General features: G+C 72.7%; 22 protein-coding genes. 16 read left to right on the forward strand and 6 right to left on the reverse strand.

The features are described from left to right. Positions 1-109: 109 nt before the first annotated feature. Entirely contained in the window at positions 110-1759 is a 1650-nt protein-coding gene (locus tag AB0B66_RS41365) for a sodium:solute symporter (protein WP_360540711.1), read from the reverse strand. 2 nt (positions 1760-1761) lie between these two features. Next, positions 1762-1971, reverse strand: coding sequence for a DUF3311 domain-containing protein (locus AB0B66_RS41370; protein WP_239167841.1), 210 nt, complete (start codon positions 1969-1971; stop codon positions 1762-1764). Between the two features lie 230 nt (positions 1972-2201). On the opposite strand from AB0B66_RS41370, the gene AB0B66_RS41375 reads away from it, so the two are divergent. The 7 genes from AB0B66_RS41375 (at position 2202) to AB0B66_RS41405 (ending at position 9684) form a co-directional block, all read left to right on the forward strand. Next, positions 2202-3389 carry an acyl-CoA dehydrogenase family protein gene (locus tag AB0B66_RS41375; protein WP_360540713.1) on the forward strand — a complete coding sequence of 396 codons (1188 nt, stop codon included), beginning with the start codon at positions 2202-2204 and terminating at the stop codon, positions 3387-3389. Next, positions 3386-4489, forward strand: coding sequence for an acyl-CoA dehydrogenase family protein (locus AB0B66_RS41380; protein WP_360540715.1), 1104 nt, complete (start codon positions 3386-3388; stop codon positions 4487-4489). Before AB0B66_RS41375 ends, AB0B66_RS41380 begins: the two co-directional genes overlap by 4 nt. A gap of 301 nt (positions 4490-4790) precedes the next feature. Beyond that, positions 4791-5627, forward strand: coding sequence for an ABC transporter ATP-binding protein (locus AB0B66_RS41385; RefSeq protein WP_360540717.1), 837 nt, complete (start codon positions 4791-4793; stop codon positions 5625-5627). Beyond that, positions 5624-6349 (forward strand): ABC transporter ATP-binding protein, encoded by a 726-nt coding sequence (locus tag AB0B66_RS41390; protein WP_360540719.1) that lies wholly within the window; start codon positions 5624-5626, stop codon positions 6347-6349. The genes AB0B66_RS41385 and AB0B66_RS41390 overlap by 4 nt, the downstream gene beginning before the upstream one ends. Positions 6350-6383: 34 nt before the next feature. Continuing rightward, positions 6384-7262 (forward strand): branched-chain amino acid ABC transporter permease, encoded by an 879-nt coding sequence (locus tag AB0B66_RS41395; protein ID WP_360540720.1) that lies wholly within the window; start codon positions 6384-6386, stop codon positions 7260-7262. Then, positions 7259-8314, forward strand: coding sequence for a branched-chain amino acid ABC transporter permease (locus AB0B66_RS41400; protein ID WP_360540722.1), 1056 nt, complete (start codon positions 7259-7261; stop codon positions 8312-8314). The genes AB0B66_RS41395 and AB0B66_RS41400 overlap by 4 nt, the downstream gene beginning before the upstream one ends. An 89-nt stretch (positions 8315-8403) precedes the next feature. Further along, positions 8404-9684: an ABC transporter substrate-binding protein gene (locus tag AB0B66_RS41405; RefSeq protein WP_360540724.1), complete on the forward strand. Its 1281-nt coding sequence runs from the start codon at positions 8404-8406 to the stop codon at positions 9682-9684. Positions 9685-9818: 134 nt separating this feature from the next. Here AB0B66_RS41405 and AB0B66_RS41410 read toward each other — a convergent pair whose 3' ends face one another. Beyond that, a complete protein-coding gene (locus AB0B66_RS41410; protein ID WP_360540726.1) occupies positions 9819-11039 on the reverse strand; it encodes an acetyl-CoA C-acetyltransferase in 1221 nt (406 codons plus the stop codon). 180 nt (positions 11040-11219) lie between these two features. On the opposite strand from AB0B66_RS41410, the gene AB0B66_RS41415 reads away from it, so the two are divergent. From AB0B66_RS41415 to AB0B66_RS41425, 3 genes are all read left to right on the forward strand, one after another. Next, positions 11220-12002, forward strand: a complete 783-nt coding sequence (locus AB0B66_RS41415) for an SDR family oxidoreductase (protein WP_360540728.1) — start codon at positions 11220-11222, stop codon at positions 12000-12002. 139 nt (positions 12003-12141) lie between these two features. Next, positions 12142-12762: a TetR/AcrR family transcriptional regulator gene (locus tag AB0B66_RS41420; protein ID WP_360540730.1), complete on the forward strand. Its 621-nt coding sequence runs from the start codon at positions 12142-12144 to the stop codon at positions 12760-12762. Positions 12763-12833: 71 nt separating this feature from the next. Then, positions 12834-15680, forward strand: a complete 2847-nt coding sequence (locus tag AB0B66_RS41425; RefSeq protein ID WP_360540732.1) for a LuxR C-terminal-related transcriptional regulator — start codon at positions 12834-12836, stop codon at positions 15678-15680. 148 nt (positions 15681-15828) lie between these two features. Here AB0B66_RS41425 and AB0B66_RS41430 read toward each other — a convergent pair whose 3' ends face one another. From AB0B66_RS41430 to AB0B66_RS41440, 3 genes are all read right to left on the reverse strand, one after another. Continuing rightward, positions 15829-16911, reverse strand: a complete 1083-nt coding sequence (locus AB0B66_RS41430) for a Zn-dependent alcohol dehydrogenase (protein ID WP_360540734.1) — start codon at positions 16909-16911, stop codon at positions 15829-15831. Then, complete coding sequence (locus tag AB0B66_RS41435; RefSeq protein WP_360540736.1) at positions 16908-18368, reverse strand: aldehyde dehydrogenase family protein; 1461 nt, start codon at positions 18366-18368, stop codon at positions 16908-16910. The genes AB0B66_RS41430 and AB0B66_RS41435 overlap by 4 nt, the downstream gene beginning before the upstream one ends. Before the next feature lie 198 nt (positions 18369-18566). After that, positions 18567-19253 (reverse strand): TetR/AcrR family transcriptional regulator C-terminal domain-containing protein, encoded by a 687-nt coding sequence (locus AB0B66_RS41440; protein ID WP_203697303.1) that lies wholly within the window; start codon positions 19251-19253, stop codon positions 18567-18569. Between the two features lie 87 nt (positions 19254-19340). Between AB0B66_RS41440 and AB0B66_RS41445 the strand changes: the two genes are divergently transcribed. The 6 genes from AB0B66_RS41445 (at position 19341) to AB0B66_RS41470 (ending at position 25174) form a co-directional block, all read left to right on the forward strand. Beyond that, complete coding sequence (locus AB0B66_RS41445; RefSeq protein WP_360540738.1) at positions 19341-20489, forward strand: acyl-CoA dehydrogenase family protein; 1149 nt, start codon at positions 19341-19343, stop codon at positions 20487-20489. Positions 20490-20580: 91 nt separating this feature from the next. Then, positions 20581-21342 (forward strand): 3-oxoacyl-ACP reductase FabG, encoded by a 762-nt coding sequence (fabG, locus tag AB0B66_RS41450; RefSeq protein ID WP_360540740.1) that lies wholly within the window; start codon positions 20581-20583, stop codon positions 21340-21342. 29 nt (positions 21343-21371) lie between these two features. Continuing rightward, positions 21372-22544 (forward strand): acyl-CoA dehydrogenase family protein, encoded by a 1173-nt coding sequence (locus AB0B66_RS41455; RefSeq protein WP_360540742.1) that lies wholly within the window; start codon positions 21372-21374, stop codon positions 22542-22544. Next, the gene (locus AB0B66_RS41460; RefSeq protein ID WP_360540744.1) at positions 22541-22972 is read left to right on the forward strand and encodes a dehydratase; all 432 of its coding nucleotides are present in this window, start codon (positions 22541-22543) and stop codon (positions 22970-22972) included. Before AB0B66_RS41455 ends, AB0B66_RS41460 begins: the two co-directional genes overlap by 4 nt. Further along, positions 22969-24504: a long-chain fatty acid--CoA ligase gene (locus AB0B66_RS41465; protein WP_360540746.1), complete on the forward strand. Its 1536-nt coding sequence runs from the start codon at positions 22969-22971 to the stop codon at positions 24502-24504. Before AB0B66_RS41460 ends, AB0B66_RS41465 begins: the two co-directional genes overlap by 4 nt. Before the next feature lie 142 nt (positions 24505-24646). Continuing rightward, a complete protein-coding gene (locus tag AB0B66_RS41470) occupies positions 24647-25174 on the forward strand; it encodes a SigE family RNA polymerase sigma factor (protein WP_360540748.1) in 528 nt (175 codons plus the stop codon). Positions 25175-25217 lie beyond the last annotated feature (43 nt).

Consider the following 25217-nt stretch of genomic DNA (forward strand, 5'->3'; position numbering starts at 1 on the left):
GACCACCGATATATACACTCCCGTGGTTACACTCTTTCCCAACCCGACGCTCTTCCGATCTGGCACCTTCACATCGCGGAGCGATGTGAAGGTGCCCTTCCTTTCGCTCTCAGCGGGCGGCGTGGGCGCCCACGCGGGGGCGGGACGGGCCGTCGAGCAGGGTGTCGGAGTGGCGGGGAGTGGTCGTGGCGGTGGTGGTCGCGTCGGCGTAGTAGTCGGCGGGGCTCGTGGCGTCGACGCCGGCGGGGACGCGCAGGGCGCGGAGCAGGAGGGTGGCGGCGACGACGATGACGAGGTTCACGGCCAGGGCGATCAGGCCGGTGTAGACGGCGGAGCGGCTGTCGAGGCCGAGCTGGGACAGCGGCAGGTTGGAGCCGCCGAAGTGGGCCTTGACGATGCGGCCGTCGGGGGCCCGCTGTGGGACGAGGTAGAGCAGGAACAGGCCGGTGGCCAGGCCGCCGAGCAGGCCCGCGGCCAGCGCCCAGCGGTGGAACCAGTTCGTCCACAGGCCGAGCACCACGGCGGGCACCGTCTGCAGCACGATGACGCCGCCGATGAGCTGGAACTCGATGGAGAACTGCGGGTCCAGCAGCAGGATGAAGACGAGCGCGCCGAACTTGGCCAGCAGCGACACCCAGCGGCTGACCCGGGCCTCCTCACGCGGCGACGCGCCGGGGCGCAGGTATTCGCGGTAGATGGAGCGGGTGAACAGGTTCGCGGCGGCGATCGACATGACCGCGGCCGGGATCAGCGCGGCCACGCCGACGGCGGCGTACGCGATGCCCGCGCACCAGGCTGGGAAGACCTCGTGGAACAGCTGCGGCACGACCGTGTTCAGGTCCCCGCCGACCGGCCGCACGCCCTGCCCGATCGCGAAGAAGCCGAGCATCGCGACCAGCCCCAGCGCCAGGCAGTACACCGGCAGCGCGGCGGCGTTGCGCTGCACCGTGGCCCGGTCGCGGGCGGCCAGGATGCCGGTCAGCGCGTGCGGGTACGCGAAGATGGCCAGCGCGGAGCCGAGCACCAGGGTCAGGTAGCCGAGCCAGCCGCCCTCCGGCAGCAGCAGCCCGCTGGCGGGGGAGGCGTCGGCGGTGAAGCGCTCGCCGGACCCGCGGAACGCCGCCGACCAGCCGCCGGACATCGCGACCAGCAGCACGATCGCCAGCACCAGCCACAGCAGCAGCACGTCCTTGGCGATGGACAGCAGCGCGGGGGCGCGCAGCCCGGACCGGAACGTGCAGAACGACGCGACGAGCACCGCGACGGTGAGCGGCCAATCGCCGGTGACCCCGAGCGTCTTCATCACCGCTTGCAGCGCCACGAGCTGCACCGCGATGTACGGCATGGTCGCCACGATGCCGGTGACCGCGACCAGGGCGGCCAGCCCGCGCGAGCCGAACCGGGCCCGGGTGAACTCGGCCGAGGTGACGAAGCCGTGCGCGTGCGAGACCGACCAGGTGCGGGTGCTGATCAGGTACGCCAGCGGCGCGGTCATGATGGCGAACGGCACCGCGAAGAAGCCGGCCGCGCCGACGCCGTACACCAGGGCGGGCACCGCGATGTAGGTGTAGGCGGTGTACATGCTGCCGCCGAGCAGGAACCAGGTGACCCAGTTGCCGAACGCGCGCCCGCCGACACCCCACTCCTCCAGCGAGTGCAGGCTGGGCGGCCGCCGCCAGCGCGCGGCGGCGAAGCCGAGCACCAGCATGGCTCCCAGCAGTACGGCGAATACACCGATCTCGACCTGACGTGCGGTCACGGTCACCGCCCCGCCCGGGTCAGCCGGTGCACGAGCGTGGTGACCGCCATGGCCAGCACCGCGCAGCCGATCTGATACCAGTAGAAGAACGGGACGCCCCACAGCTGCGGCTCCAGCCGGTTGTAGAGGCCGACCGGCAGCGGGGCCAGGATCGGGATCAGCAGCAGCCACCGCCATCCCCGCCGTTGCGCACGTACGCCGAGTTCAGGCACCTGACGTCTCCTCTCGCCCCGTCCCGGCGACGATCGGCGGCGCCGGGGAGCACGCTGGGTAATCAGGACACTGTCCGGTCGTAACGCGCCGGAGACATCGGCGAAATCACCGGTCTTGCGACTCGCGATCATCGCCGGTGGCCACCCCCTTCCGCAGCCGTCGTCCCGCGCTTATATTGCACTCGCAGTGCATTAAGTTTGCGGCGAAGGGGGCCGAGGTGGGGGCGAGCGTGGCGGAGCCGGTGACGGCCGAGAGCCTGCGGGAACGGGTCGACGGCTTCCTGGCCGGGCACGATCCGGCCGGTGACCGGCTGGAGTTCCTGCGCGCCCGGTTCGACGCCGGGCTGGCCTGGGTGCACTACCCGGCCGGGCTGGGCGGGCTCGGTGCACCGAGGGTGCTGCAACCCGTGGTGGACCAGCGCTTCGCCGCGGCGGGCGCGCCGGACAACAGCCCGCGCCGCATCGGCATCGGCCTGGGCATGGCCGCCCCGACCATCCTGCGCCACGGCACGGCCGAGCAGCGCGAACGCTTCCTGCGTCCGCTGTGGACCGCCGAGGAGGTCTGGTGCCAGCTGTTCAGCGAGCCCGGCGCCGGGTCCGACCTGGCCGGCGTCGCCACCCGTGCGGTACGCGACGGCGACGGCTGGGTGATCGACGGGCAGAAGGTGTGGACGTCGATGGCGCACCAGGCGCGCTGGGGCATCCTGCTCGCCCGCACCGATCCGGCCGTGGCCAAGCACGCCGGGCTGACCTACTTCCTGTGCGACATGCACGCCCCCGGCGTCGAGGTGCGCCCGCTGCGGCAGGCCACCGGCGAGGCCGAGTTCAACGAGGTCTTCCTGTCGGGTGTACGCCTCGGCGACGAGCTGCGGCTCGGCGCGGTCGGCGAAGGCTGGGCGGTGGCCCGTACCACGCTGATGAACGAACGCGTCGCCATCGGCGGGGCTGCGCTGCCCCGCGAGGGCGGGATGATCGGCGTGCTGGCCCGCACCTGGCGGCAGCGGCCCGAGTTGCGCAGCCCGGCCTTGCACGACGAGGTGCTGCGGCTGTGGGTGCGCGCCGAGGCGCTGCGGCTGACCGGCCTCCGGCTGCGCCAGCAGCTGGCCGCGGGCGAGCCCGGCCCGGAGGGTTCGGCGATGAAGCTCGCCTTCGCCGCGCTCACCCAGCAGATCTCCGGCACCGAGGTGGAACTGCTCGGCGCGGAGGGCCTGCGCCACGACCACTGGCGCGCCGACCGCCCCGAGGAGCTGGACCTGATCGGCCGCGGCCCCACCTACCGGTGGCTGCGCGCCAAGGGCAACTCCATCGAGGGCGGCACCTCCGAGGTGCTGCGCAACATCGTCGCCGAGCGGGTGCTCGGCCTGCCCGCCGAACCGCGTCAGGACACCGGCGTCGCCTGGAAGGACCTGCCCCGATGACCCTCGACCTGCGCTACACCGAAGAGCAGGAGCAGCTGCGCGACTCGGTGCGCGCGATGCTCGCCGACCACGCCGGCTGGGCGCGGGTGCTCCAGGTCGCCGAGAGCCCCGAGCCGGACGATGCCGACCTGTGGCGGCTGCTGTCCGTGGAGACCGGGCTGGCGGCTCTCGCCGTGCCCGAGCACCTGGGCGGCGCGGGCGCGACGCTCGCCGAGACCGCAGTGGTGCTGGAGGAACTCGGCCGCGCCGCCGCGCCCGTGCCCTACCTCGGCACCGCCGTCGCCACGCAGCTCCTGCTGCACCTCGGCGAGAGCGACCTGCTGCGTGAGCTGGCCGGCGGCGGGATCGTCGCACCGGCCCTGCCGTTCGACGTCGGCCCGGCCGGGCAACGGCTGCCGGATGTCGAGGTGTCCACGGCCGGGGACGGCAGTCCGCTGCTCAACGGCACGGTCAGCGGCGTCGCCGACGCGTTGCGGGCGACGGTCCTGATCGTGCCCGCCGGCGGGTCGCTGTTCGCGGTCGACGCGGACGCTCCTGGACTGCGGCGGACGGCGGTGGTGTCGCTGGACGAGACCCGGCCGCTGTGCGACCTCGCGATGTGGAACGCACCCGCCCGGCTGCTGGCGGCGGGAGACCGGGCCACGTCGGCACTGGACTCGGCGCTGGTCGCGGGTGCGGTGCTGCTGGCTTCGGAGCAGCTCGGGCTGGCCCAGTGGTGTCTGGACACGACGGTGGAGCACCTGCGCACCCGGTACCAGTTCGGGCGGCCGGTCGGCTCGTTCCAGGCGCTCAAGCACCGGCTCGCCGACCTGTGGGTGGAGCTGGTCCAGGCGCGGGCGGTGGCGCGGTATGCCGCAGCGGCCGTGGCGCAGGGCGATCCGGACGCGCGGTTGGCGGCGTCGCTGGCCCAGGCGCACAACGGCCCGCTCGCGGTGCGCGCGGCGGAGGAGTGCGTGCAGATGCACGGCGGCATCGGCTTCACCTGGGAGCACCCGGCCCACCTCTACCTGAAACGGGCCAAGAGCGCCGCCGTCGCCTACGGCACCGCCGCCCACCACCGAGCGGCGCTGGCCGCCCTCGCCGACCTCGCGCCGGCCTGACGGCCTGCGGTTTCCAGGAAAGTGCACGAAAGCCCACCGTGATTCCTGCAGTTTCCCCGAAACTGCAGGACGCGGCGCGGAGGTTGCTTCACCGGGCGTGCAAATAAAGATCGACTGGGCGGTGTCCGGAGTGGGCGCCGGGCTTGGCGGTACCCGTGGATCACGTGATTTGAACTGCTTCGCGCAGTGAGGTCACGGGGTCGTAACAAGGGTATTGACGAGCGGTTTCCCAAACCTACACTCCTAGTGTAATAACTTAGCCCTCCCTCATATCGACCCCGACCGACCTGTAGAGGTGACGATGAGACCGCCTTCCGGGCAGACACACGCGGCAGGCCACAGCCTGTTCCTGCGGGGCATCGGGGTGCGCTTCGGCGGGCTCACCGCGCTCGACGACGTGTCGCTGGAGGTGGCCCCCGGGCAGGTCGTCGGGGTCATCGGCCCGAACGGGGCGGGCAAGACCACGCTGTTCAACGTGGTCTGCGGGCTGGTCCGGCCGACCTCGGGCACCCTCGAACTCAACGGCGAACGCCTGACGCCCGCCCCGCACCGGCTGGCCGGCCTCGGCATCGCCCGCACGCTGCAGGGCGTCGGCCTGTTCCGCGGGCTGACCGTGCTGGAGAACGTGATGGCGGGCGCGACCTGCACCGCGCGCGCCGGCTTCTTCTCCGGACTGCTCGGCCTTCCCCGCAGCGACCGCGATGAGCGGCGGCTGCGCGATGAGGCGCTGGCGCTGCTCGACCGATTCGACGTCGCGGCGTACGCCAAAGCGCTGCCCGGCACCCTGCCCTACGCGGTCGGCAAGCGCGTCGCGCTGGCCCGCGCGCTGGCCGGCCGCCCCCGCCTGCTGCTGCTCGACGAGCCCGCGGGCGGGCTGGGCGCGCAGGACATCGAGGAGCTGGCCGCGCTGATCACGACGCTGCCGGCCGAGGCGGGCTGCTCGGTGATGCTGGTCGAGCACCACATGGACCTGGTGATGCAGGTCTGCGACCGGATCGCGGTGCTCGACTTCGGACGGCTCATCGCCACCGGCACCCCGCAGGAGGTGCGCGACGATCCCGCGGTCGCCGAGGCCTACCTCGGGGCCGAGGCCGACGCGGCCACCCCGCCCACCAGCCGCCAGGAGGCTTCGGCATGACCGCTGACGACGTGATCCTGCAGGTCAACGGCCTGACCGCCGGGTACGGCGCGGCGCCCGTACTGCAGGAGGTCGACCTCACCGTGCGGGCCGGGACCATCGCGGCGGTGCTCGGGGCCAACGGCGCGGGCAAGACCACGCTGCTGCGTACCCTGTCCGGGCTGGTCAAGCCGAGCGGCGGCGAGGTCGTCTACGGCGGCCGGCCGCTGCGCGACGTGCCGGTGGAGCAGTTGGTGCGCCGGGGCATGGCGCACGTGCCCGAGGGCCGCGGCGTGGTCGCCGAGCTGACCGTCGACGAGAACCTGCGACTCGGCGGGCTGTGGCGGCGTGATCGCGCCGACGCGGCCAAGGCACTGACCGAGGTGTACGAGCTGTTCGAGCCGCTCGCACAGCGCCGCCGTAGCGCCGGGCACCAGCTCTCCGGCGGCGAGCGGCAGATGCTGGCGCTGGGCCGCGCCCTGGTCGCCCGGCCGAAACTGCTGCTGCTCGACGAGCCGTCGTTGGGCCTCGCGCCCCGCGTCATCGCCCAGATCATGGCGCTGCTGCGCCAGCTGCGCGACACCACCGGGCTGACCGTGCTGCTGGTGGAGCAGAACGTGCGCAGCGCGCTGTCGGTCGCCGACGAGGCCGTGGTCATGTCGCTCGGCCGGATCGTCACCGCGACCAGCGCCGACCGGCTGCGCGACGACGAGGAACTGCGCCACGCCTACCTGGGCTTCTGAGCCCGCCCGGACAAGAGCTAGAAGGAGGTATCCGTTGGACCGCTTCGTGTTCCTCACGTTCGACGGCCTGTCCAAGGGGGCGGTGCTGGCCGCGTTCGCGCTGGCCCTGGTGCTGATCTGGCGGGCCGCGCGCATCGTCAACTTCGCCCAGGGCGCGATGGCGGTGGCCGCGGCGTACGCCGGTTACAGCGTCACCACGGCGACCGGCTCGTACTGGCTGGGCTTCGCCGCGGCGCTGCTCGGCGGGCTGCTGATCGGCGTCGTCGTCGAGCGGGCGGTGATGCGTTTCGTGGACCACGCCTCGCCGCTGTCCGAGGTGATCGTCGCGCTGGGCCTGGTGCTGGTGCTGCAGGCGGTGCTGGGCATGGTGTACGGCAACGAGTTCCTGCCCGCGGGCACCCCGTTCAGCCGTACTGCGCTGAGCGTCGGCGACGTGCCGCTGCTGTCGCGATACGACCTGTTCGTCTTCGGGGCGGTGCTGCTGGTGCTGATCGGGCTCGCGCTGCTGTTCACGCGTACCTCCGTCGGCCTGCGCATGCGGGCCTCGGCCTTCGCCCCCGAGGTGTCGCGGCTGCTCGGCGTCAACGTCGGCGGCATGCTGACGCTCGGCTGGGCGCTGGCCTCGGCGGTCGGCGCGCTCGCCGCGCTGCTGGTCATCCCCACCGAGCTGGGCCTGCACCCACACGCCATGGACCTGGTCTTCGTGTCCGCGTTCACCGCCGCGGTGGTCGGCGGCTTGGACAGCCCACCCGGCGCGGTGGTCGGCGGCCTGACCGTCGGTCTGATCCTCTCGTACGTCAGCGGCTACCTGGGCAGCGACGTCACCCCGATGGCAGTGCTCGTGCTGCTGCTCGCGGTGCTGCTGGTCCGCCCCGGCGGCCTCTTCTCCAGCACCGTGGCGAGGCAGGCATGAATACTGTGACGGGCTTCCTGAACCGGTCGACGCTGCTGCGTCACCTGCTGCTCACCGTGCTCGCCGGGGTCGTGCTGTTCCTGCTGACCCAGCAGCTCGACCCGTTCCGCAACTTCCAGCTGGCCACGGTCGCCGCCTACCTGTGCGCGACGGCCGGGCTGACGCTGCTGGTCGGCATGAACGGGCAGCTGTCGCTGGGGCACGGCGCGCTGATGGCGGTCGGGGCGTACACCGTGGCGCTGACCCAGAACGCGCTCGCCGACCGGGGGATCACCGGCAACCAGGTGCTGCCGCTGTCGCTGGCGCTGGGGGTGCTGGTCACCATGGCCGCCGGTGCGGTCATCGGGCTGGCCGCCGCCCGGCTGCGCGGCCCGTACCTGGCCGGCGTGACCCTCGCGGTGGCGATCGCGGTGCCCGCCGCGACGGTCACCTTCGACGAGGTCTTCAACAGCGAGCAGGGCCTGTCCGTGGCCGTGGAGCCGCCGCCGCTGTCGCTCGGGCTGTACTTCCCGAACGAGCGCTGGCAGGCCTGGGTCGCGCTGTGCGGCGCGCTGCTGACCATGCTGCTGCTGGCCAACCTGGTGCGCAGCCGGGTCGGGCGCAACCTGCGCGCGGTACGCGACGACGAGGTGGCCGCCCGGCTGTCCGGCATCCACGTGGCGCGTACCCAGGTGCTGGCGTTCGTGGTGAGCGCGGCCAGCGCCGGGCTCGGCGGCGGGCTGATGGCGCTGTTGGCGCAGAGCGTCTCGCCGGGCGCGTTCTCGCTGACCCTGTCGCTGTTCCTGCTGATGGCCGTGGTGATCGGCGGCCTGGGCAGCCTGTCGGGCGCGGTGTGGGGGGCGATCCTGCTCGTGGCGCTGCCCGACCTCACCCACGACAGCACGATGCTGGTCTCCCTGTCGCCCGCGGCGGCGCAGCGGTTGGAGGGCAACCTCCCGCTGGCCGTCTTCGGGCTGACCCTGATCGTCGTGATGATCGCCGCCCCGGGCGGCGTGCAGGGCCTGCTGCGCCGGATCGGCGCGAGGGCCCGGCGGCGGGCGCCTGCCCGCTGATCTCACGGCCGCACCACCGTACCAACCGCTCCACCCCTGTTATATCGATAATCATCAATGTAAGCGTGACGGAAGGACCGGTGTCACTGATGAACGCCCTGACCCGACGCGGGCTCTCGCTCGCCACGGCCGCCGTGCTGCTCACGGCTGTCGCGGCCTGCAGCGAGGACGCGAACACCCCGCCGGCCGAGGTGCCCGGCGTGACCGCGAGCGAGATCGTGATCGGCTCGCACATGCCGCTGACCGGTCCCGCCGCGGCCGGCTACTCCGAGATCGCCCCGGCGAGCAAGGCGTACTTCGACTACGTCAACGCCAACGGCGGGGTGCACGGCCGCAAGATCACGTACAAGTTCATGGACGACGGCTACAACCCGGCCAACACCCAGACCGTGGTGCGCAAGCTGGTCCTGGAGGACAAGGTCTTCGCCATCCTCAACGGCCTGGGCACCCCGACCCACACCGGCGTGCTGGACTTCCTGAAGACCAACCGGGTGCCGGACCTGTTCGTCGCCTCGGGCAGCCGCAGCTGGAACCAGCCGGACAAGTACCCGGGCACGTTCGGGTTCAACACCGACTACACCGTCGAGGGCAAGATCCTGGCCACCCACATCAAGGCCACCCACGCGGGCAAGAAGGTCTGCTTCATGGGCCAGGACGACGACTTCGGCCGGGACAGCCTGGTCGGCGTCGAGCAGGTGCTCGGCGCGGGCGCCGTGGTCGCCAAGGAGAAGTACGTCACCAGCAACCAGAACGTCGCCCCCCAGATCGGCGCCCTGAAGGCGGCCGGCTGCGAGGTCGTCGTGCTGGCCACCGTGCCGGGCTTCACCGCGCTGTCCATGGGCACCGCCGCCCGCCTCGGCTTCAAGCCGGCGTGGGTCGTGTCGAACGTCGGCTCGGACTACCTGACCCTGTCCAAGGTGCTCGGTGCGGGCAAGGTCCTGCTGGAGGGCATGGTCGGCATCTCCAACCTGCCGTCGCCGGTGGACATGAGCGACCCGTGGACCGCGGCCTTCAAGAAGATCCACGACCAGTACAACGGCAGCGCCCCGTTCAACGGCAACACCGTGTACGGCATGTCGGTGGCGTACCTGTTCGTGCAGTCGCTCCAGGCGGCCGGCAAGGATCTCACCCGCGAGGGCCTGCTCGCCGCGATCGAGAAGGGCGGCTTCAAGGGCCCCGGCCTCGCCCCGTTCCGCTACAGCAAGGACAACCACGCAGGCATGGGCGGCGGCAAGCTCACCAAGGTGACCGCCGGCAACCAGGAGTTCTTCGGCCCCGTCTACGAGACCGACTCCGCCGCCGGCCCCGTCAACGAGTACAAGGAAGAACGCCCGGCCCCCACCGCCAACACCATCCCGGCAGCGGCCTGACCGACCCCCTTCCGCGTCGATCATGAACTTGTGGCACGGCTCGACGGCGTGTCACCGGCCTAACTTCATGATCGACGCCCGGTGAGCACCGGCCCGGCATGCGCAGGCATGCCGGGCCGGTGGGGTGGGCGGGGTCAGGAGAGGCGTTCGAGGACCATGGCCATGCCCTGGCCGCCACCGACGCACATGGTCTCCAGGCCGATGGACTTGTCGTGCCAGGCCAGGGAGTTGAGCAGGGTGGTGGTGATGCGGGCGCCGGTCATGCCGAAGGGGTGGCCGACGGCGATCGCTCCGCCGTTGACGTTGAGCTTGTCCCAGTCGATGCCGAGTTCGGCGGCGCTGGGGACGACCTGGGCGGCGAACGCCTCGTTGATCTCGACGAGGTCGACGTCGCGGATGGACATCCCGGCGCGGGCGAGAGCCTGCTTCGAGGCCTCCACCGGGCCGAGGCCCATGATCTCGGGGGACAGGGCGGACAGGCCGGTGGAGACGATCCGGGCCAGCGGGGTGATGCTGAGTTCCGCGGCGCGGACGTCGGACATGATGACCAGCGCCGCCGCGCCGTCGTTGAGCGGGCAGCAGTTGCCCGCGGTGACGGTGCCGTCGGGGCGGAACACGGGCGCGAGCCCGGCCAGCGCGGACAGCGTGACCCCCGCGCGCGGGCCGTCGTCGGCGCTGACCACGGTGCCGTCGGGCAGGGTGACCGGGGTGATCTCGCGCGCCCAGAAGCCGTCCTTGACCGCCTGCTCGGCCAGGTTCTGGGAGCGGCAGGCGAACTCGTCCTGCAGCTCGCGGGAGACGCCCTTGAGCTGGGAGACGTTCTCGGCGGTCTGGCCCATCGCGATGTAGACGTCGGGCAGCTCTCCGTCCTCGCGCGGATCGTGCCAGGTGGGCGCGTCGACAGCGGCCCGGCGTTCGGTACGCGCCAGCGCGGGCGCGTACACCTCGTTGCGGGTGCCCGGCATGCCGTCGCTGCGGCCGAGGCCGTAGTGCGACACCGACTCGACGCCGACGGAGAGGAACACGTCGCCCTCGCCGGCCCGGATCGCGTGCAGCGCCATCCGGGTGGTCTGCAGCGAGGACGAGCAGTACCGGTTGACGGTGGTGCCGGGCAGGTGGTCGAAGCCCAGCATGGTGGCGACCACCCGGCCGAGGTTGTGGCCCTGGACGCCCGCGGGCTGGCCGCAGCCGAGCACCAGGTCGCCGATCTCGCGCGGGTCCAGGGCGGGCACCTGGTCCAGGGCCGCGCGCACGATGTCGGCGGCCAGGTCGTCGGGGCGTTTCGTGGCCAGCGAGCCCTTGTTGGCGCGGCCGATGGGGGAGCGGGCCGCGGCGACCACCACAGCTTCAGGCACGGTCGGGTCCTTTCACGAGTACGGCTATCTTTGTGCACTCAAGCTGCATCTTTCAGTATGGCCCTGTCAATGCCGCGCCAGGTGGGGCATGTCACCATGGCTGTGGTCCGTTGACCGCCCGCGCGGCGGTGCCTAATATCGGCACTGCTAGTGCAACTAACCCACCTGGATGGAGTCCACGTGACCGCCCTCGATCTCGACGGCGCAGCGGTCGTCGTCACCGGCGCCGGCTCGGGCATCGGCGCCGCGATGGCCCGCCGCTTCGCCGCGGCCGGCGCCCGCGTGGTCGTCAACGATCGTGACCCCGGCGCGGCCCAGCGCGTCGCCGACGAGACCGGCGGGCGGGCGTTCCCCGCCGACGTCGCCGACGAGGCGCAGGTCGCCGCGCTGGTGGACTACGCGTGGGAGTCCTTCGGCGCGCTGGATCTGTTCTGTGCCAACGCCGGGGTCGCGCCGCCCGCCGACGGGGCCGCGGCGTGGGACCTGGCCTGGCGGGTCAACGTGCAGTCGCACGTGCTGGCCGCGCAGGCGCTGCTGCCGAGCTGGCTGGCCGCCGGCAGCGGCCGCCTGCTGGTGACGGCGTCCGCGGCGGGACTGCTGACGATGCTGGGCAACGCGCCGTACGCGGTCACCAAGCACGCGGCCGTGGCGCACGCGGAGTGGCTGCGGGCCACGTACGCCCACCGCGGGATCGTCGTGCAGGCGCTGTGCCCGCAGGGCGTGCGCACGCCGATGCTGGAGTCGTCCGGCCCCGGTGGCAGCGTGCTGCTGGACCCGGGCGCGATCAGTGCCGAGGAGTGCGCCGAGGCCGTCGTGGCCGCGCTGGGCGGAGACGCCTTCCTGGTGCTGCCGCACGCCGAGGTCGCCGCCTTCTACGAGCGGCGGGCCGCCGACCCCGACCGGTGGCTGCGCGGCATGAACCGGCTGCAGCAGGAGCTCGAACGCCGGCTGTCGGGCTCGTGAGGCCAGAGCCCGGCGTCACCTTCCCGGTAGTGGGACGGCGGCGAGCGGCCGGTCCGGGTCGTGGGCGGCGCGACTACACTCTGCGTGCACGTTCGGTGAGCGCGGCCGGTGGGGCCGCGGCGAGGTTGGCGGGAGCGGTATGAGCAGGACCGGCGCCGAGGGCAGGGTCGACGGGCGCACCGCCCGTGCCGAGCGCACCCGGGCCGCCATCGTCGATGCGCATCTCGCGCTCATCACGGAGGGTGACCTGCGGCCGACCGGTGAGCGCATCGCCGAGCGGGCCGGGGTCTCGCTGCGTGCGCTGTGGACCAACTTCTCCGACATGGAGACCCTGTTCGAGGCCAGCGGCGTGCGGGTGCTCGCCCGCCAGGACGCGGCCTACCGGCCCGTGGACCCGTCGCTGCCGCTGAACCGGCGGGTGGAGGAGTACTGCCGCCAGCGGGCCGAGCTGCTGCAGCTGATCGCGCCGATGGCGCGCGCCGCGGCGATGCGCGAGCCGGTCTCGGCGCAGCTGCGCCGCAACCGGCTCAAGCACATCGAGCGGGTACGCGACGAGGTGTCCGTGCTGTTCGCCCCCGAGCTGGAGATGGCCGGTCCGGGACGGGAGCAGCTGCTCGCCGCGCTGATCGCGTCCACCATGTGGCCGGCCTGGTCGATGCTGCTCGACGGGCTCGACCTGGACGTCGACGCGGCTCGCGGCGTCATGGTGCGCACCGTCACCGCACTGCTGCTGACCGCGATGGCGTCGGGGATGGCATAAGCGGCACGATCCGCGTCTTTCCAAAGCCGTTACTTATAGGTAACACTGTCGGCATGGTAAATGCATCGACAGTGCACATACCAAGGCTGCGCGGCCGGGACCGTGAGCAGCAGGCGATCGCCCAGCTTCAGGCGGGCGCGGCCGGCGGCCTCGGCGCGGCCCTGCTCCTGCACGGCGACCTGGGCGGCGGCAAGACCGCTCTGCTGCGCCACGCGGCGGCCACCACCCCGGACGGAACCGTGCGCCTGTGGGCCACCGGCCTGGACGAGGAGTCCGACCTGCCGTACGCCGGGCTGCAGAGCCTGCTCCAGCCCGTCGTCGACCGGATCGCGGACCTGCCCGCCCACCAGGCGCGGGCGCTCACCCGGGCGCTGTCCGGCGAGGGCTGCGCCGCCGACGACCGGCTCGCCCTGTCCATGGCCGTGCTCACGCTGCTGGCCACGCTCGGCCGGGAACACCCCGTGCTGTGCTGCGTCGACGATGCCGACGCGCTGGACCGGCCCTCGCTGGACGCCATCGCCTTCACCGCCCGCCGGGTGGGCGCGCACCGCGTCACGCTGCTGCTGACCGCCACCGGCGACCTGCCGCTCAACGGCGTGCCGCGAGTCGCGCTCGGCCCGCTGGACCCGGCGTCCGGCCGTGCCATGCTCGCCGACCTCCTGCACGAATCCGGCCGGACCGGTGACGGCCATCCGCAGTGGACGCCCGCTGATCCGGGCACCCGGACCACGACAGGGACGGCGCCGGCCGACGCCGCGGGCCTCGGCGACCTTGCTCGCCGTGCCACGGTCGGCGACGAGGTGCTGGCCGCGTTGGCCGCGCTCGGCGGCGGCAACCCGCGCGCGCTCACCGATCTCGCCGTCTCGCTCAGCGACAGCCAGCTCGCCGGGGAGGCCCCGCTGCCGACCCGGCTGCCCGTGGACAGCGCGCTGCTGCGCACCTACCGGGCGCGGCTGGACCGGCTCGCGCCGGACACGCGCTGGCTGCTGCTGCTCGCCGCGGCCGACGAGGAGACCGACGCCGCGGGCCTGATGCGGGCCGCGCACAGCTCCGGGGTGGACATCGCCGCGCTCACCCCCGCCGAACGCGGCGGGCTGGTCCGGGTCAGCCGGGGCGGCATCGTGTTCCCGCAGCCCATCGCCCGCGCGTTGGCGTACGAGGAAGCGCCCCTGGCCCAGCGCCGTGCCGCGCACCTGCACCTGGCGCAGATCCTCGACGCCGACACCGAACGGCTGCGCCGCGCCGTGCACCTGGCCGCCGCCGCCCACGGCCCCGACGCCGAGCTGGCCGAGGAGCTGGAGGAGGCGGCCACCGGCGGCGGCTACTCGCGCGCCTCCACCGCCCTGGAGCACGCCGCGCAGCTCACCACCGAACCCGGGGGAGCGGCCCACCGGCTCGTCACCGCCGCCCGGTACGCGTGGCAGTCCGGCAGCGCCGGGCGGGCCCGCAGCCTGCTGCGCCGGGCCCGCCCGGCGGCCCGGGACCGGGTGGTGTCCGCCGAGAGCGAGGTGCTGTCCGGCGAGATCGAGCTGCGTGCCGGGGCCACCGCGAACGCCGCCGAGTCGCTGCTGACCATCGCCGACCGGCTCGCCGGGTCCGAACGCGAACTGGCCGTGCTGGCACTGATGCGGGCCGGGGAGGCCGTGTGCTTCTCCGGCGACTACCCGCGATACGCCGAGGTGGCGAGCCGGGCCGCGGCGCTGCGCCGCCCCGACGACCCGCCGGAGCTGGAGGTCGTCTTCGAGCACATCGCCGGGTTCGCGTACACCTTCGGCGGCCGGCACCACCGCGCGATCCGCCCGCTGCGGCGCGTCGTCGAACTCGGCGAGATCCTGGACAGCGCGGCCCCGCTGACCTGCGCCAGCGCCGCCGCGCTGCTGCTGGCCGACGATGTCGGCGCGCACCGGCTGGCCGCCCGCGCGGTCGAGGTCGCGCGGGACAGCGGCGACGTGTCCGCGCTGCCACTGGCCCTGGAGATGACCGCGTACGCCGAGTACTGGCTCGGCCGCTACGACGCCGCCGCGGCCACCAGCCTGCACGGGCTGCGCGCCGCACGGGCCTGCGGGCAGGGCAACTACGCCGGGGACCACCAGGCGATGCTGGCCGTGCTGTGCGCCATCCGCGGCGACCGCGAGCAGGCCCTGCGGCACATCCGCGACATCGAGGTCGCGCCCGGCACCGGGCAGGTCAACCGCCCCAAGGCGCTGAGCCAGTGGGCGCTGGCGGTGCTCGACCTGATCGCGGGCCGCCCCGCCGACACGGTCGCCCGCATCGCCGCGATCGCCTGCCCCGTCACCGGCCGCGGCCACATCGTGGTGCAGGCCATGGCCACGCCGTGGCTGGTCGAGGCGGCGGTCCGGGCCGACGACCGGGAACAGGCCGTGGCCGCGCTGGCCGGGTTCGACCTGTGGGCGTCGTCGACCGGCGACCCGGTGCGCCGGGCGCTGTCGGCGCGCTGCCACGCGCTGCTCGCCCCGCGCGGCAGCGCCGAGGCCGAGGAGCACTTCCAGCAGGCGCTCGCCCTGCACCTGGCCGGGGAGGCCGACTTCGAGCAGGCCCGCACCGAGCTGCTGTACGGCCAGGAGCTGCGCCGCGCCCGCCGTCCCCGCGACGCCCGCGAGCACCTGCACCGCGCCCTGGAGACCTTCACCCAGCTCGACGCCCCCGCCTGGGCCGACCAGGCCCGCGCCGAACTGCGCGCGGCCGGCGAGGCCGTCGACGCCCCCGCCGTACGCGCCGCCGACGTCCTGACCGCCCAGCAGCTCCAGATCGCCCGCCTGGTCTGCGACGGCGCGACCAACCGCGAGGTCGCCGCTCAGCTCTTCCTGTCCCCCCGCACCGTCGACCACCACATGCGCAACATCTTCGCCCGCCTCAACATCCGCTCCCGCATAGAACTAGCCAAAGCCCTCACCTGACCCCTCCGGTCGGTCAAGATCGCTCGACTTGCCTGGCAGGTGTGCGTATCTTGACGGTCCATTCGCACAGGTGCCAGGCAAGTCGGCGGATCTTGGGACGCCGCGAGGCCGCACGCGGTGGGCGTGCGGCCTCGCGGGGCGGGGCGGGTCAGGGGAAGAGGATGACCGTGCGGGCGCCCTCGCCGCGAGACATGCGGGCGAAGGCCTCGGGGGACTCGTCGAGGGTGATCCGGTCGGTGATGAGGGCGGCCGGGTCGAGGCCGCCGTCCAGGACCTGGTGGGCCAGGGCGGGCACGTCGCGGTCCGGGTCGGAGTTGCCGTACACCGAGGAGCGCAGGGTGCGGGCGGAGTGGAAGATGTCCAGCGCGGCGAGGCTGACCATGTCGTCCTTCGCGCCCATGCCGACCACGGTCACCTGGCCGCCGCGCCGGGTGGCCCGCCACGCGGCCCGGATGGTCGCCGAGCGGCCCACGCACTCGAAGGAGTGGTCGGCCCCGCGGCGTTCGGTGAGACCGCGGACCTGGGCGCTCAGGTCGTCACCCGATACCAGGAAATGGGTCGCCCCGGCGGCCAGGGCCAGCTCGCGTTTGGCGTCGGAGACGTCCACGGCGATCAGCGGGTCGGCTCCGGCCGCGCGGGCGGCCATCACGGTGGACAGGCCGACCCCGCCGAGTCCGATCACGACCGCGGACTCGCCGGAACGCACCCCGGCGGTCCGGTGCACCGCGCCGACGCCGGTCAGCACCGCGCAGCCGAGCAGCGCCGCGGTGGCGAACGGCAGTTCGGCCGGCACCGGGATGACGGCGTGGTCGCCGACGACGACCTCCTCGGCGAGCGCGCCGAGACCCAGCGTGACGTGCAGCGGCTCGCCGTCGGCGGTCGCGCCACGGGCGGCGGTCGGCGCACCGGTGGTCTCGCACAGCCAGGGCTGCCCGTTGCCGCAGAACCAGCACCTGCGGCACGGCGGGGCCCAGTTCAGGACCACGTGGGCGCCGGCCGCGACGCTCGCCTCCGGCCCGGCGGCGGTCACCACGCCTGCCGCCTCATGACCCAACACCAGGGGGTACGGCGGCGCGAGGGTCCCGTTGACCATCGACAGATCGGAGTGGCACACCCCGGCGGCGCGGATGTGCACCCGCACCTCCTTCGGGCCGGGCGGGGGCAGCAGGATCGGCTCGATCTCCAGCGCCGCGCCGGGTCCGCGCCATAGCAGCGCGCGTACCGGGCTCATCGCTGGATCGCCTTCGTCTCCAGAAACTCCTCCAGCCCGTGCCGGCCGAGTTCGCGGCCGATGCCGGACTGCTTGAACCCGCCGAACGGGGCCAGCGGGTTGAACGCGCCGCCGTTGACGTCGACCGCGCCGGTGCGCATCCGCCGCGCGACGGCCAGCGCCCGCTCCTCGTCACCGGACCAGACCGCGCCGGCCAGGCCGTACCGGGAGTTGTTGGCGATGGCGACGGCCTCGTCGTCGGAGTCGAACGGGATCACCACCAGCACCGGCCCGAAGATCTCCTCCTGGGCCACGACGCTGTCGGGGTCCACGTCGGCCAGCACTGTCGCCGCGACGAAGTGACCCCGGTCCGGCACGGGCGCGTCGAGGCCGCCCGCGATCAGGCGGGCACCGGCGGCCAGGCCCTGCTCGATGTAGCCGCGTACCGTCTCACGCTGCGCGGCCGAGGCCAGCGGGCCCAGCCGGGTGCCCTCGTCGAACGGGTCGCCGAGCGTCTGCCCGGCGGCGGCCTCGGCGGCGATGGCCAGCGCCTCGTCGTACCGGGAGCGGTGCACGAGCATGCGGGTCCAGGCGGTGCAGGTCTGGCCGGAATTGAGGAACGCGTTGGCGACGCCGGTCTTCACCGCGCGGCGCAGGTCGGCGTCGTCCAGGATCACGTTGGCGGACTTGCCGCCCAGTTCCAGCGCGACCCGGGCGATGCGGTCGGCGGCCAGGTGCGAGATGCGCGCGCCGACGGCGGTGGAGCCGGTGAACGACACCAGGTCCACGTCGGGGTGTGCCGCGATGGCCGAGCCGACCACCGAGCCGGGGCCGGTGACCAGGTTGGCCACGCCCGGCGGCAGCCCGGCCTCGTCGATCGCGTCGAACAGCAGGTACGCCACCAGCGGCGTCAGGTCGGCGGGCTTGAGCACTACCGTGCAGCCCGCGGCGAGCGCCCCGGCCACCTTCGCCATGATCTGGTGCAGCGGGTAGTTCCAGGGCGTGATCGCGCCGACGACGCCGACAGGTTCGCCGACGATCAGCGAGTTGCCGACGGTGTGCGTGCTCTCCGGCTGCCCCGCCATGTCGACGTAGCTGCGCAGCACGGTCAGCGGCAGTCCGGCCTGGACCTTCGTCGCGACCTTCATGGGCGTGCCCAGCTCGCGGGCCACGGTGGTGGCGATGTCGCCCGCGCGGGCCGACAGCGCCGTGTGCAGCCGGTCCAGGTGCGCGGCGCGTTCCGCCGGGGCCAGCGCCGACCAGGGGCCGAACGCGGCCTTCGCGGCGGCGACGGCGCGGTCCACGTCGACGGTGTCACCGGCGGGCACGTGGGCGATCACCTGCTCGGTGGTCGGGTCCTCGACGGCGATCAGGCCGGTGCCGTGCGGGGCGGTCCAGCTCCCGTCGAGGTAGAGCTGGGTGCGGTCCGCGATCGGGGTGGTGCGCCCCGGATGCGTCGCCGCGGCTGCCAGGTCCATGCTGTCCCTTCCCATCAGGGCGGCGTCGCCCGCGGCACGGCACCGGACACCGACCGCGCGGGGCGGGTGACGGCGTCGTCGTGGGCCGCCCGGCGGGGGGCCGGTCGGTCCGCACGGATCGTGCGCCGCCTCAGGTGCGAGGCGGCCGCGTTCCGGTGGCCGCGTAGCGAGCGGCCGGCACGATGCCGGGCCGCAAAACTAGCGCTGCAAGTTTCGACTGTAGTACGAGTCGGGCCGCGGCTCCAGAGGCGGCAGCGGGCCGACCGTGGCCTCGTACTCCCGGGCCAGCCCGTCGACCAGCGCGTCGAGGCCGAGCGCGAACGCGCCCTCGTCCACGCTGTGCTGGTGCTCGGCGAGGCGGTGGGCCTGGGACAGGTGCGGGTAGTGGGCGGCGTACAGCTCGGGGTCCTCGACGAAGCCGCGCGCGAACGAGCCGAGTGACGAGCCCGCGACCAGGTAGCGCATCACCGCGCCGATGTGCGTGGCGCGGGCCGGCGGCCAGCCCGCCTTGACCAGCCCGCCGTACACGGCGTCGGCCATGTGCAGCGCCGCCGGTCGGCGCCCCGGGCCCTGGGCCAGGTACGGGACGATGTTCGGGTGCGCGGTCAACGCGTCGCGGTAGGAGTGCCCCCACAGCCGCAGCGCGTCGCGCCAGTCGTGCGTGGTGAAGAACGACACGTCCACGCCCGCGATCACCGCGTCGGCGACCGCGTCCAGGATCGCGTCCTTGGTGGGGAAGTGGTTGTACAACGACGGCCCGCGTACGCCCAGTTCGGCGGCCAGCCGCCGGGTGGAGAACGCGGCCAGCCCGTCGGCGTCGATCATCGCGGCCGCGGTCTCCACGATGCGCTGCCGGCTCAACAGGGCCTGGCTGGGCCGGGGCATGGTCGGTTCTCCCTCGCTCGGTGCTGACCGAAACTCTGCCACAGCGGGGTCTGGACGAGATAAAACTTTCACCGCTAGTTTAATCGGGTGGACATGACACTGTCGCCGGAACACGCCGCGGTCCGCCGCCTCGCCGCCGAGTTCGTCGATCGCGAGGTCGTGCCGCACGCGGCGGTGTGGGACCGGCGCGAGAGCGTCGAGCGCACCGTGGTCAAGCAACTCGGCGAGCTGGGATTCCTCGGCCTGACCGTCGCCGAGGAGCACGGCGGCAGCGGCGGCGACCACCTGGCGTACTGCCTGGTCCTGGAAGAGCTGGGCCGGGGCGACTCGTCGGTGCGCGGGCTGGTGTCGGTGTCGCTGGGGCTCGTCGCCAAGAGCATCGCGCGGCACGGCACGGACTCGCAGCGTTCGTTGTGGCTGCCCGGCCTGTGCGGTGGCGACCTGCTGGGCTGCTTCGCGCTGACCGAGCCGGGCACCGGGTCCGACGCGGCCTCGCTGACGACGCGGGCGGTCCGCGACGGCGGGGACTGGCTGATCACCGGCTCGAAGATCTTCATCACCAACGGGACCTGGGCCGATGTTGCGCTGGTCTTCGCCCGTACGGGCGGGGAGGGGCCGCGGGGCGTCAGCGCGTTCCTGGTGCCGACGGACACGCCGGGGCTGACCCGGCGGGAGATCCACGGCAAGCTCGGGCTGCGCGGGCAGCCGACGGCGGAGCTGGTGTTCGACGGGGTGCGGGTGCCGGCGGACGCGCTGCTCGGCGAGGAGGGGCGCGGGTTTCATCTCGCCATGTCCACGCTGGACAAGGGGCGGATGTCGGTCGCGGCGGGCTGTGTGGGCATCGCGCAGGGGTGCCTCGACGCGGCCGTGGGCTACGCGAAGGAGCGCACCCAGTTCGGCAAGCCGATCGCGGCGTACCAGCTGGTCCAGCAGCTGATCTCGGACGTCGCGGTGGACACCGCCGCGGCCCGGCTGCTGGTGTGGCGGGTCGCCGACCTGATCGACCGCGGGTTGCCGTACGCGACCGAGGCGTCGATGGCGAAGCTGTTCGCCAGCGAAGCGGCCGTGCGCGCCGCGAACAAGGCGCTGCAGGTGTTCGGCGGGTACGGCTACGTCGACGAGTACCCGGTCGGCAAGTACCTGCGCGATGCCCGCGTCACCACCCTCTATGAGGGCACCAGCCAGATCCAGCAGTTGTTGATCGGTCGCGCCCTCACCGGCGTGAACGCGTTCTGAAAGTCCAGCTCAGACAGGTTGATGCGTTAACAAGGGCACCTTCCTCTGCGTATGGCGATGTGAAGGTGCCCTTCCTTTCAAGGAGGTAGCGATGGGCAGCAGGTTTGCGGGGCGGGTCGCGATCGTGACCGGTGGCGCGCAGGGAATCGGGGCGGCTACCGCCAAGCGCCTGGCGGCGGAGGGGGCGACCGTGGCGGTCGTGGACCTCAGCGTGGAGAAGAGTGCGGCGCTGGCGAAGGAGATCTCGGCGGAGGGTGGGACGGCCGCTGGATACGGGTGCGACGTGACCGACGAGGCGGCTGTGCACGCGATGACCGAGCAGGTGGTGGCCGACTTCGGGCGGCTGGACGTGCTGATCAACAATGCGGGGATCACGCGGGACGACCTGCTGTACAAGATGAGTGCGGCAGACTGGCACGCGGTGCTGAACACCAACTTGACCAGCATGTTCTATTGCTGCCAGGCGGCGCAGAAGCACATGGTGGCGGGCAAGTACGGAAAGATCGTCAATCTGAGCAGCCGCTCGGCGCTGGGCAACCGGGGGCAGGTCAACTACGCGGCGGCGAAGGCGGGCGTGCAGGGGCTGACGGCGACGCTGTCGATCGAGCTGGGGCCGTTCAACATCTGCGTCAACGCGGTCGCGCCGGGGTATGTGGCCACCGCGATGACCGCGGCCACCGCGGAGCGGGTCGGGTCGTCGGCCGAAGCGCACCAGAAGTGGGCCAGCGAGCACACGCCGCTGCGCCGGGTGGCCCAGCCGGAGGAGATCGCGTCCGTGGTCGCGTTCCTGGCCAGCGACGACGCGTCGTTCGTCACCGGGCAGACCCTCTACGTCAACGGCGGCGCGCGCTAAGCGAAGCACCCGAACCGGAAGGAAGCACAGTGGACTTCTCGCTCGACGACGAGCAGCGGGCGATCCGGGACACCGCCCGGGCGTTCATCCGCAAGGAGGTCGTCCCCCTCGAACACGAGCTGCTGCGCCGTGAGCGTGCCGGGCAGCCGGGCATCGAACGCGCCGAGCTGCGCGAACTGCAGCTCAGGGCCAGGAAGTTCGGGTTCTGGGGGCTGGCCACGCCGACCGAGCACGGCGGCATGGACCTGCCCGCGGTCATGCAGTCGCTGATCTGGACCGAGGTCGGGCACACCCTGGTGCCGTTCCGGTTCGGCGGCGAGGCCGACAACATCCTGTTTCACGCCAACGCCGCCCAGCAGGACGAGTTCCTCAGGCCCACCATCGAGGGCGAGCGCATCTCCTGCTTCGCCATCACCGAGCCCGGCGCGGGCTCCGACGCCGCGAACATCAAGCTGTCGGCCCGCAAGGACGGCGACGACTGGATCCTCAACGGCGAGAAGACCTTCATCACCAACGGCAACGACGCCGACTTCGCCATCGTGGTCGCGGTCACCGACAAGGACAAGGGGGTACGCGGGGGCGGCACCACCGCGTTCCTGGTGGACCGGGCCATGGGCTGGACGTCGGAGTTCATCGCCACCATGGGTCCCGGCGGCCCGGCGTCGCTGGTGTTCGACGACGTGCGGGTGCCCTCGCGCAACATCCTCGGGGAGCTCGGGCAGGGCTTCGAGCTGGGCATGAAGTGGATCGGCAAGGGCCGGTACATCATCCCGTCGCACGCGCTCGGCATCGGCGAGCGCGCCCTGCAGATGGCCGTCGACTACGCCAACACCCGGGTCACCTTCGGCAAGCCGATCGGGGAGAACCAGGCCATCCAGTGGATGATCGCCGACGCGGAGACCGAGCTGGAGGCCGCCCGCTGGCTGGTGCTGCGCGCCGCGTGGACGGTGGACCAGGGCATGGACCCGCGGCACTCGTCGTCGATGGCGAAGCTCTACGGCGCCGGGATGATCAACCGGCTGGTGGACCGGGTCATGCAGATCCACGGCGGCATGGGCTACACCCGCGAGCTGCCCATCGAGCGCTGGTACCGGCAGGTGCGGCTGCTGCGCATCTACGAGGGCACCGACGAGATGCAGCGCCTGATCATCTCCCGGGACCTGCTGCGCGGGTACACGAAGATCGGAGGGCATCTGGCATGAGGGTGTTCGCGTCCGCCCAGGAGCTGGCCGCGGCGGTCGGCCAGTGCATCGGCCCGGGGCCGTGGCAGCGCGTCGACCGGTCGCGGGTGGACGCGTACACCGAGGCCGCCGGCGGCGTCGACTGCGTCGGCATCGGGGCGGCCACGCCCGGCTGGCTGACCCTGTCGATGCTGCCGTTGCTGGTCCGCGACGTGTACCGGTTCGACAACGTGCGCCTCGGCGTCAACTACGGGGTTAACCGGGTCCGCTTCCCGGCCCCGATCCCGGTCGGGGCGCAGGTGCGCCTCACCGCCCGCATCGCCGAGGTCGAGCCCGTCGACGGCGGCGTGCAACTGGTCGCGCAGCTCACCGTCCGCGCCGACGGCGAGGACAAGCCCTGCTGCGTGGCCGAGACCGTCAGCCGTATCTACTTCGAGGAGGAGCAGTGAGCACGCTTTCCCTGGCCGCCGTCCTGGCCGAGGCCGCGCGCCGCCACCCGGCGAAGACCGCCGTGGTCGACGCGTTCGGCCGGGAGACCTACGCCGACCTGTGGCGGCAGGCCCTCGCGTACGCGGCGGGGCTGCGCGAACTCGGTGTCCAGCCCGGTGACGCCGTCGCGCTGGTCTGCCCGAACGTGACCGACTTCCCGCGCGCCTACTACGGCATCCTCGCCGCGGGCGGCGTCGTCGTCCCGGTGCACCTGCTGCTGACCCCGGCCGAGGCGGCGTACGTGCTGCGCGACAGCGGGGCGAAGCTGGTCGTCTGCCACAGCGGCATGCTCGCGCTCGGCGCGCCCGCCGCGGCCGAGGCGGGCGTCCCGGTCGTCAGCGTCGGCCCGCGTCCCGACGAGGGCGGCCCCGAGCGGCTGGAGCAGGTCAGCTCCCGGGTCACGGCGCTGCGCTCGTACGAGACCCGCTACCCGAACGACCCGGCCGTCATCTTCTACACCAGCGGGACCACCGGCAAGCCTAAGGGCGCGGTGCTGACCCACCTCAACCTGGTGATGAACGCGACCGTCAACACCTTCGACGCCAACGACGCCAAGCAGTCCGACATCGTGCTCGGCTGCCTGCCGCTGTTCCACACGTTCGGGCAGACCGTCGGCATGAACGGCGCGTTCCGCATCGGCGCGACCCTGGTGCTGCTGGCCAGGTTCACCGGCGAGGCGGCGATCGACCTGATGCTGCGGGAGAAGGTGGACGTCTTCCACGGCGTGCCCACCATGTACATCGGGCTGCTGGAGGCCGCCGCGGGCCGCTCCGAACTGCCCGCGCTGCGGATCTGCATCTCCGGCGGGGCGTCCCTGCCGGTCGCGGTGCTGGAACGCTTCAACGCCGCGTTCCGGACCACGGTCTTCGAGGGCTACGGCCTGTCCGAGACCTCGCCCAGCGCCACCACCAACCAGCCGCACTTCGGCGTACGCGCCGGCACCGTCGGCCACGCCCTCTGGGGCGTCGAGGTCGAGATCGCCCGCGCCGAACTCGACGAGCGCATCGAGCTGCTCGGCCCGAACGAGCTCGGCGAGATCGTGATCCGCGGTCACAACGTGTTCGCCGGCTACCTCGGCAACCCCGCCGCGACCGAGCAGGCGGTGGTCGACGGCTGGTTCCGCACCGGCGACCTGGGCACCAAGGACGCCGAAGGCTTCGTCTCCATCGTGGACCGCAAGAAGGACATCGTCATCCGCGGCGGCTTCAACGTGTACCCCCGCGAGGTCGAAGAGGCCCTGGCCCGCCACCCCGCCGTCGAACTCGTCTCCGTCATCGGCGTGCCCGACGACACCCACGGCGAGGAGATCTGCGCCGTCGTCGTCCTGCGCCCCGACACCGACCCGGTCACCGAGGACGACCTCATCACCTGGTCCCGCGACCAGCTCGGCAAGCACAAGTACCCCCGCCAGGTCCGCTTCCTCCCCGACCTTCCGATGGGCCCCAGCTACAAGATCCTCAAACGCGAACTCCGCCGCATGCTCACCGACTGAAGGCAAGGAAGGGCACCTTCACAACGCTCCGCGTTGTAGAAGGTGCCCTTCTTAACTTCCCCTGCCGGCTTTCCAACCTCTGCACGGCATGCCGCCGTGTAGGTGGGGCGGAAGGTCGGAAAGACGAACGGGGAGGTGACGTGTGACGGACGACGACGGGTTCCGCGAGTTCGTGCACGCGCGGCTCGGCAGGTTGTCGCGTATCGCGTACCTGCTGACCGGTGACCATCACGCGGCCGAGGACCTGCTGCAGAACGCACTGGTCAAGATCGCGTCGCGGTGGTCGAAGGTGTCGGCGGGCGGCGCGCCGGACGCGTACCTGCGCAAGGTGCTCTACCACGAACACGTGTCGGCCTGGCGGCGCAGCCGCCACCTGCGCGCGGAGTGGCCCACTGCGGAGCCGCCGGAGGGCGGCAGCGGCCGGGACCTGGCCGCCGAGACGGTGCGCCGGGTGCTGCTGGAGCAGGCGCTGGCCAAGCTCACCCGCAAGCAGCGCGCGGTGATCGTGCTGCGCTTCGTCGAGGACCTGTCCGAGGCCGACGCCGCGGCGGCGCTCGGCGTCTCCGTGGGCACGGTCAAGAGCCAGACGTCGTACGCCCTCAAGAAGCTGCGCGAGCAGGCCCCGGAACTGCACGTGCTGGTCAGGGAGCCGAAGGAGGCCTGGGCATGAGCGAGCGAATCACGTCGCCTGGCATCCGTGCCGCCGACGAGCG

Source organism: Catellatospora sp. NPDC049111 (assembly GCF_040648615.1).
Lineage (GTDB): Bacteria > Actinomycetota > Actinomycetes > Mycobacteriales > Micromonosporaceae > Catellatospora > Catellatospora aurea.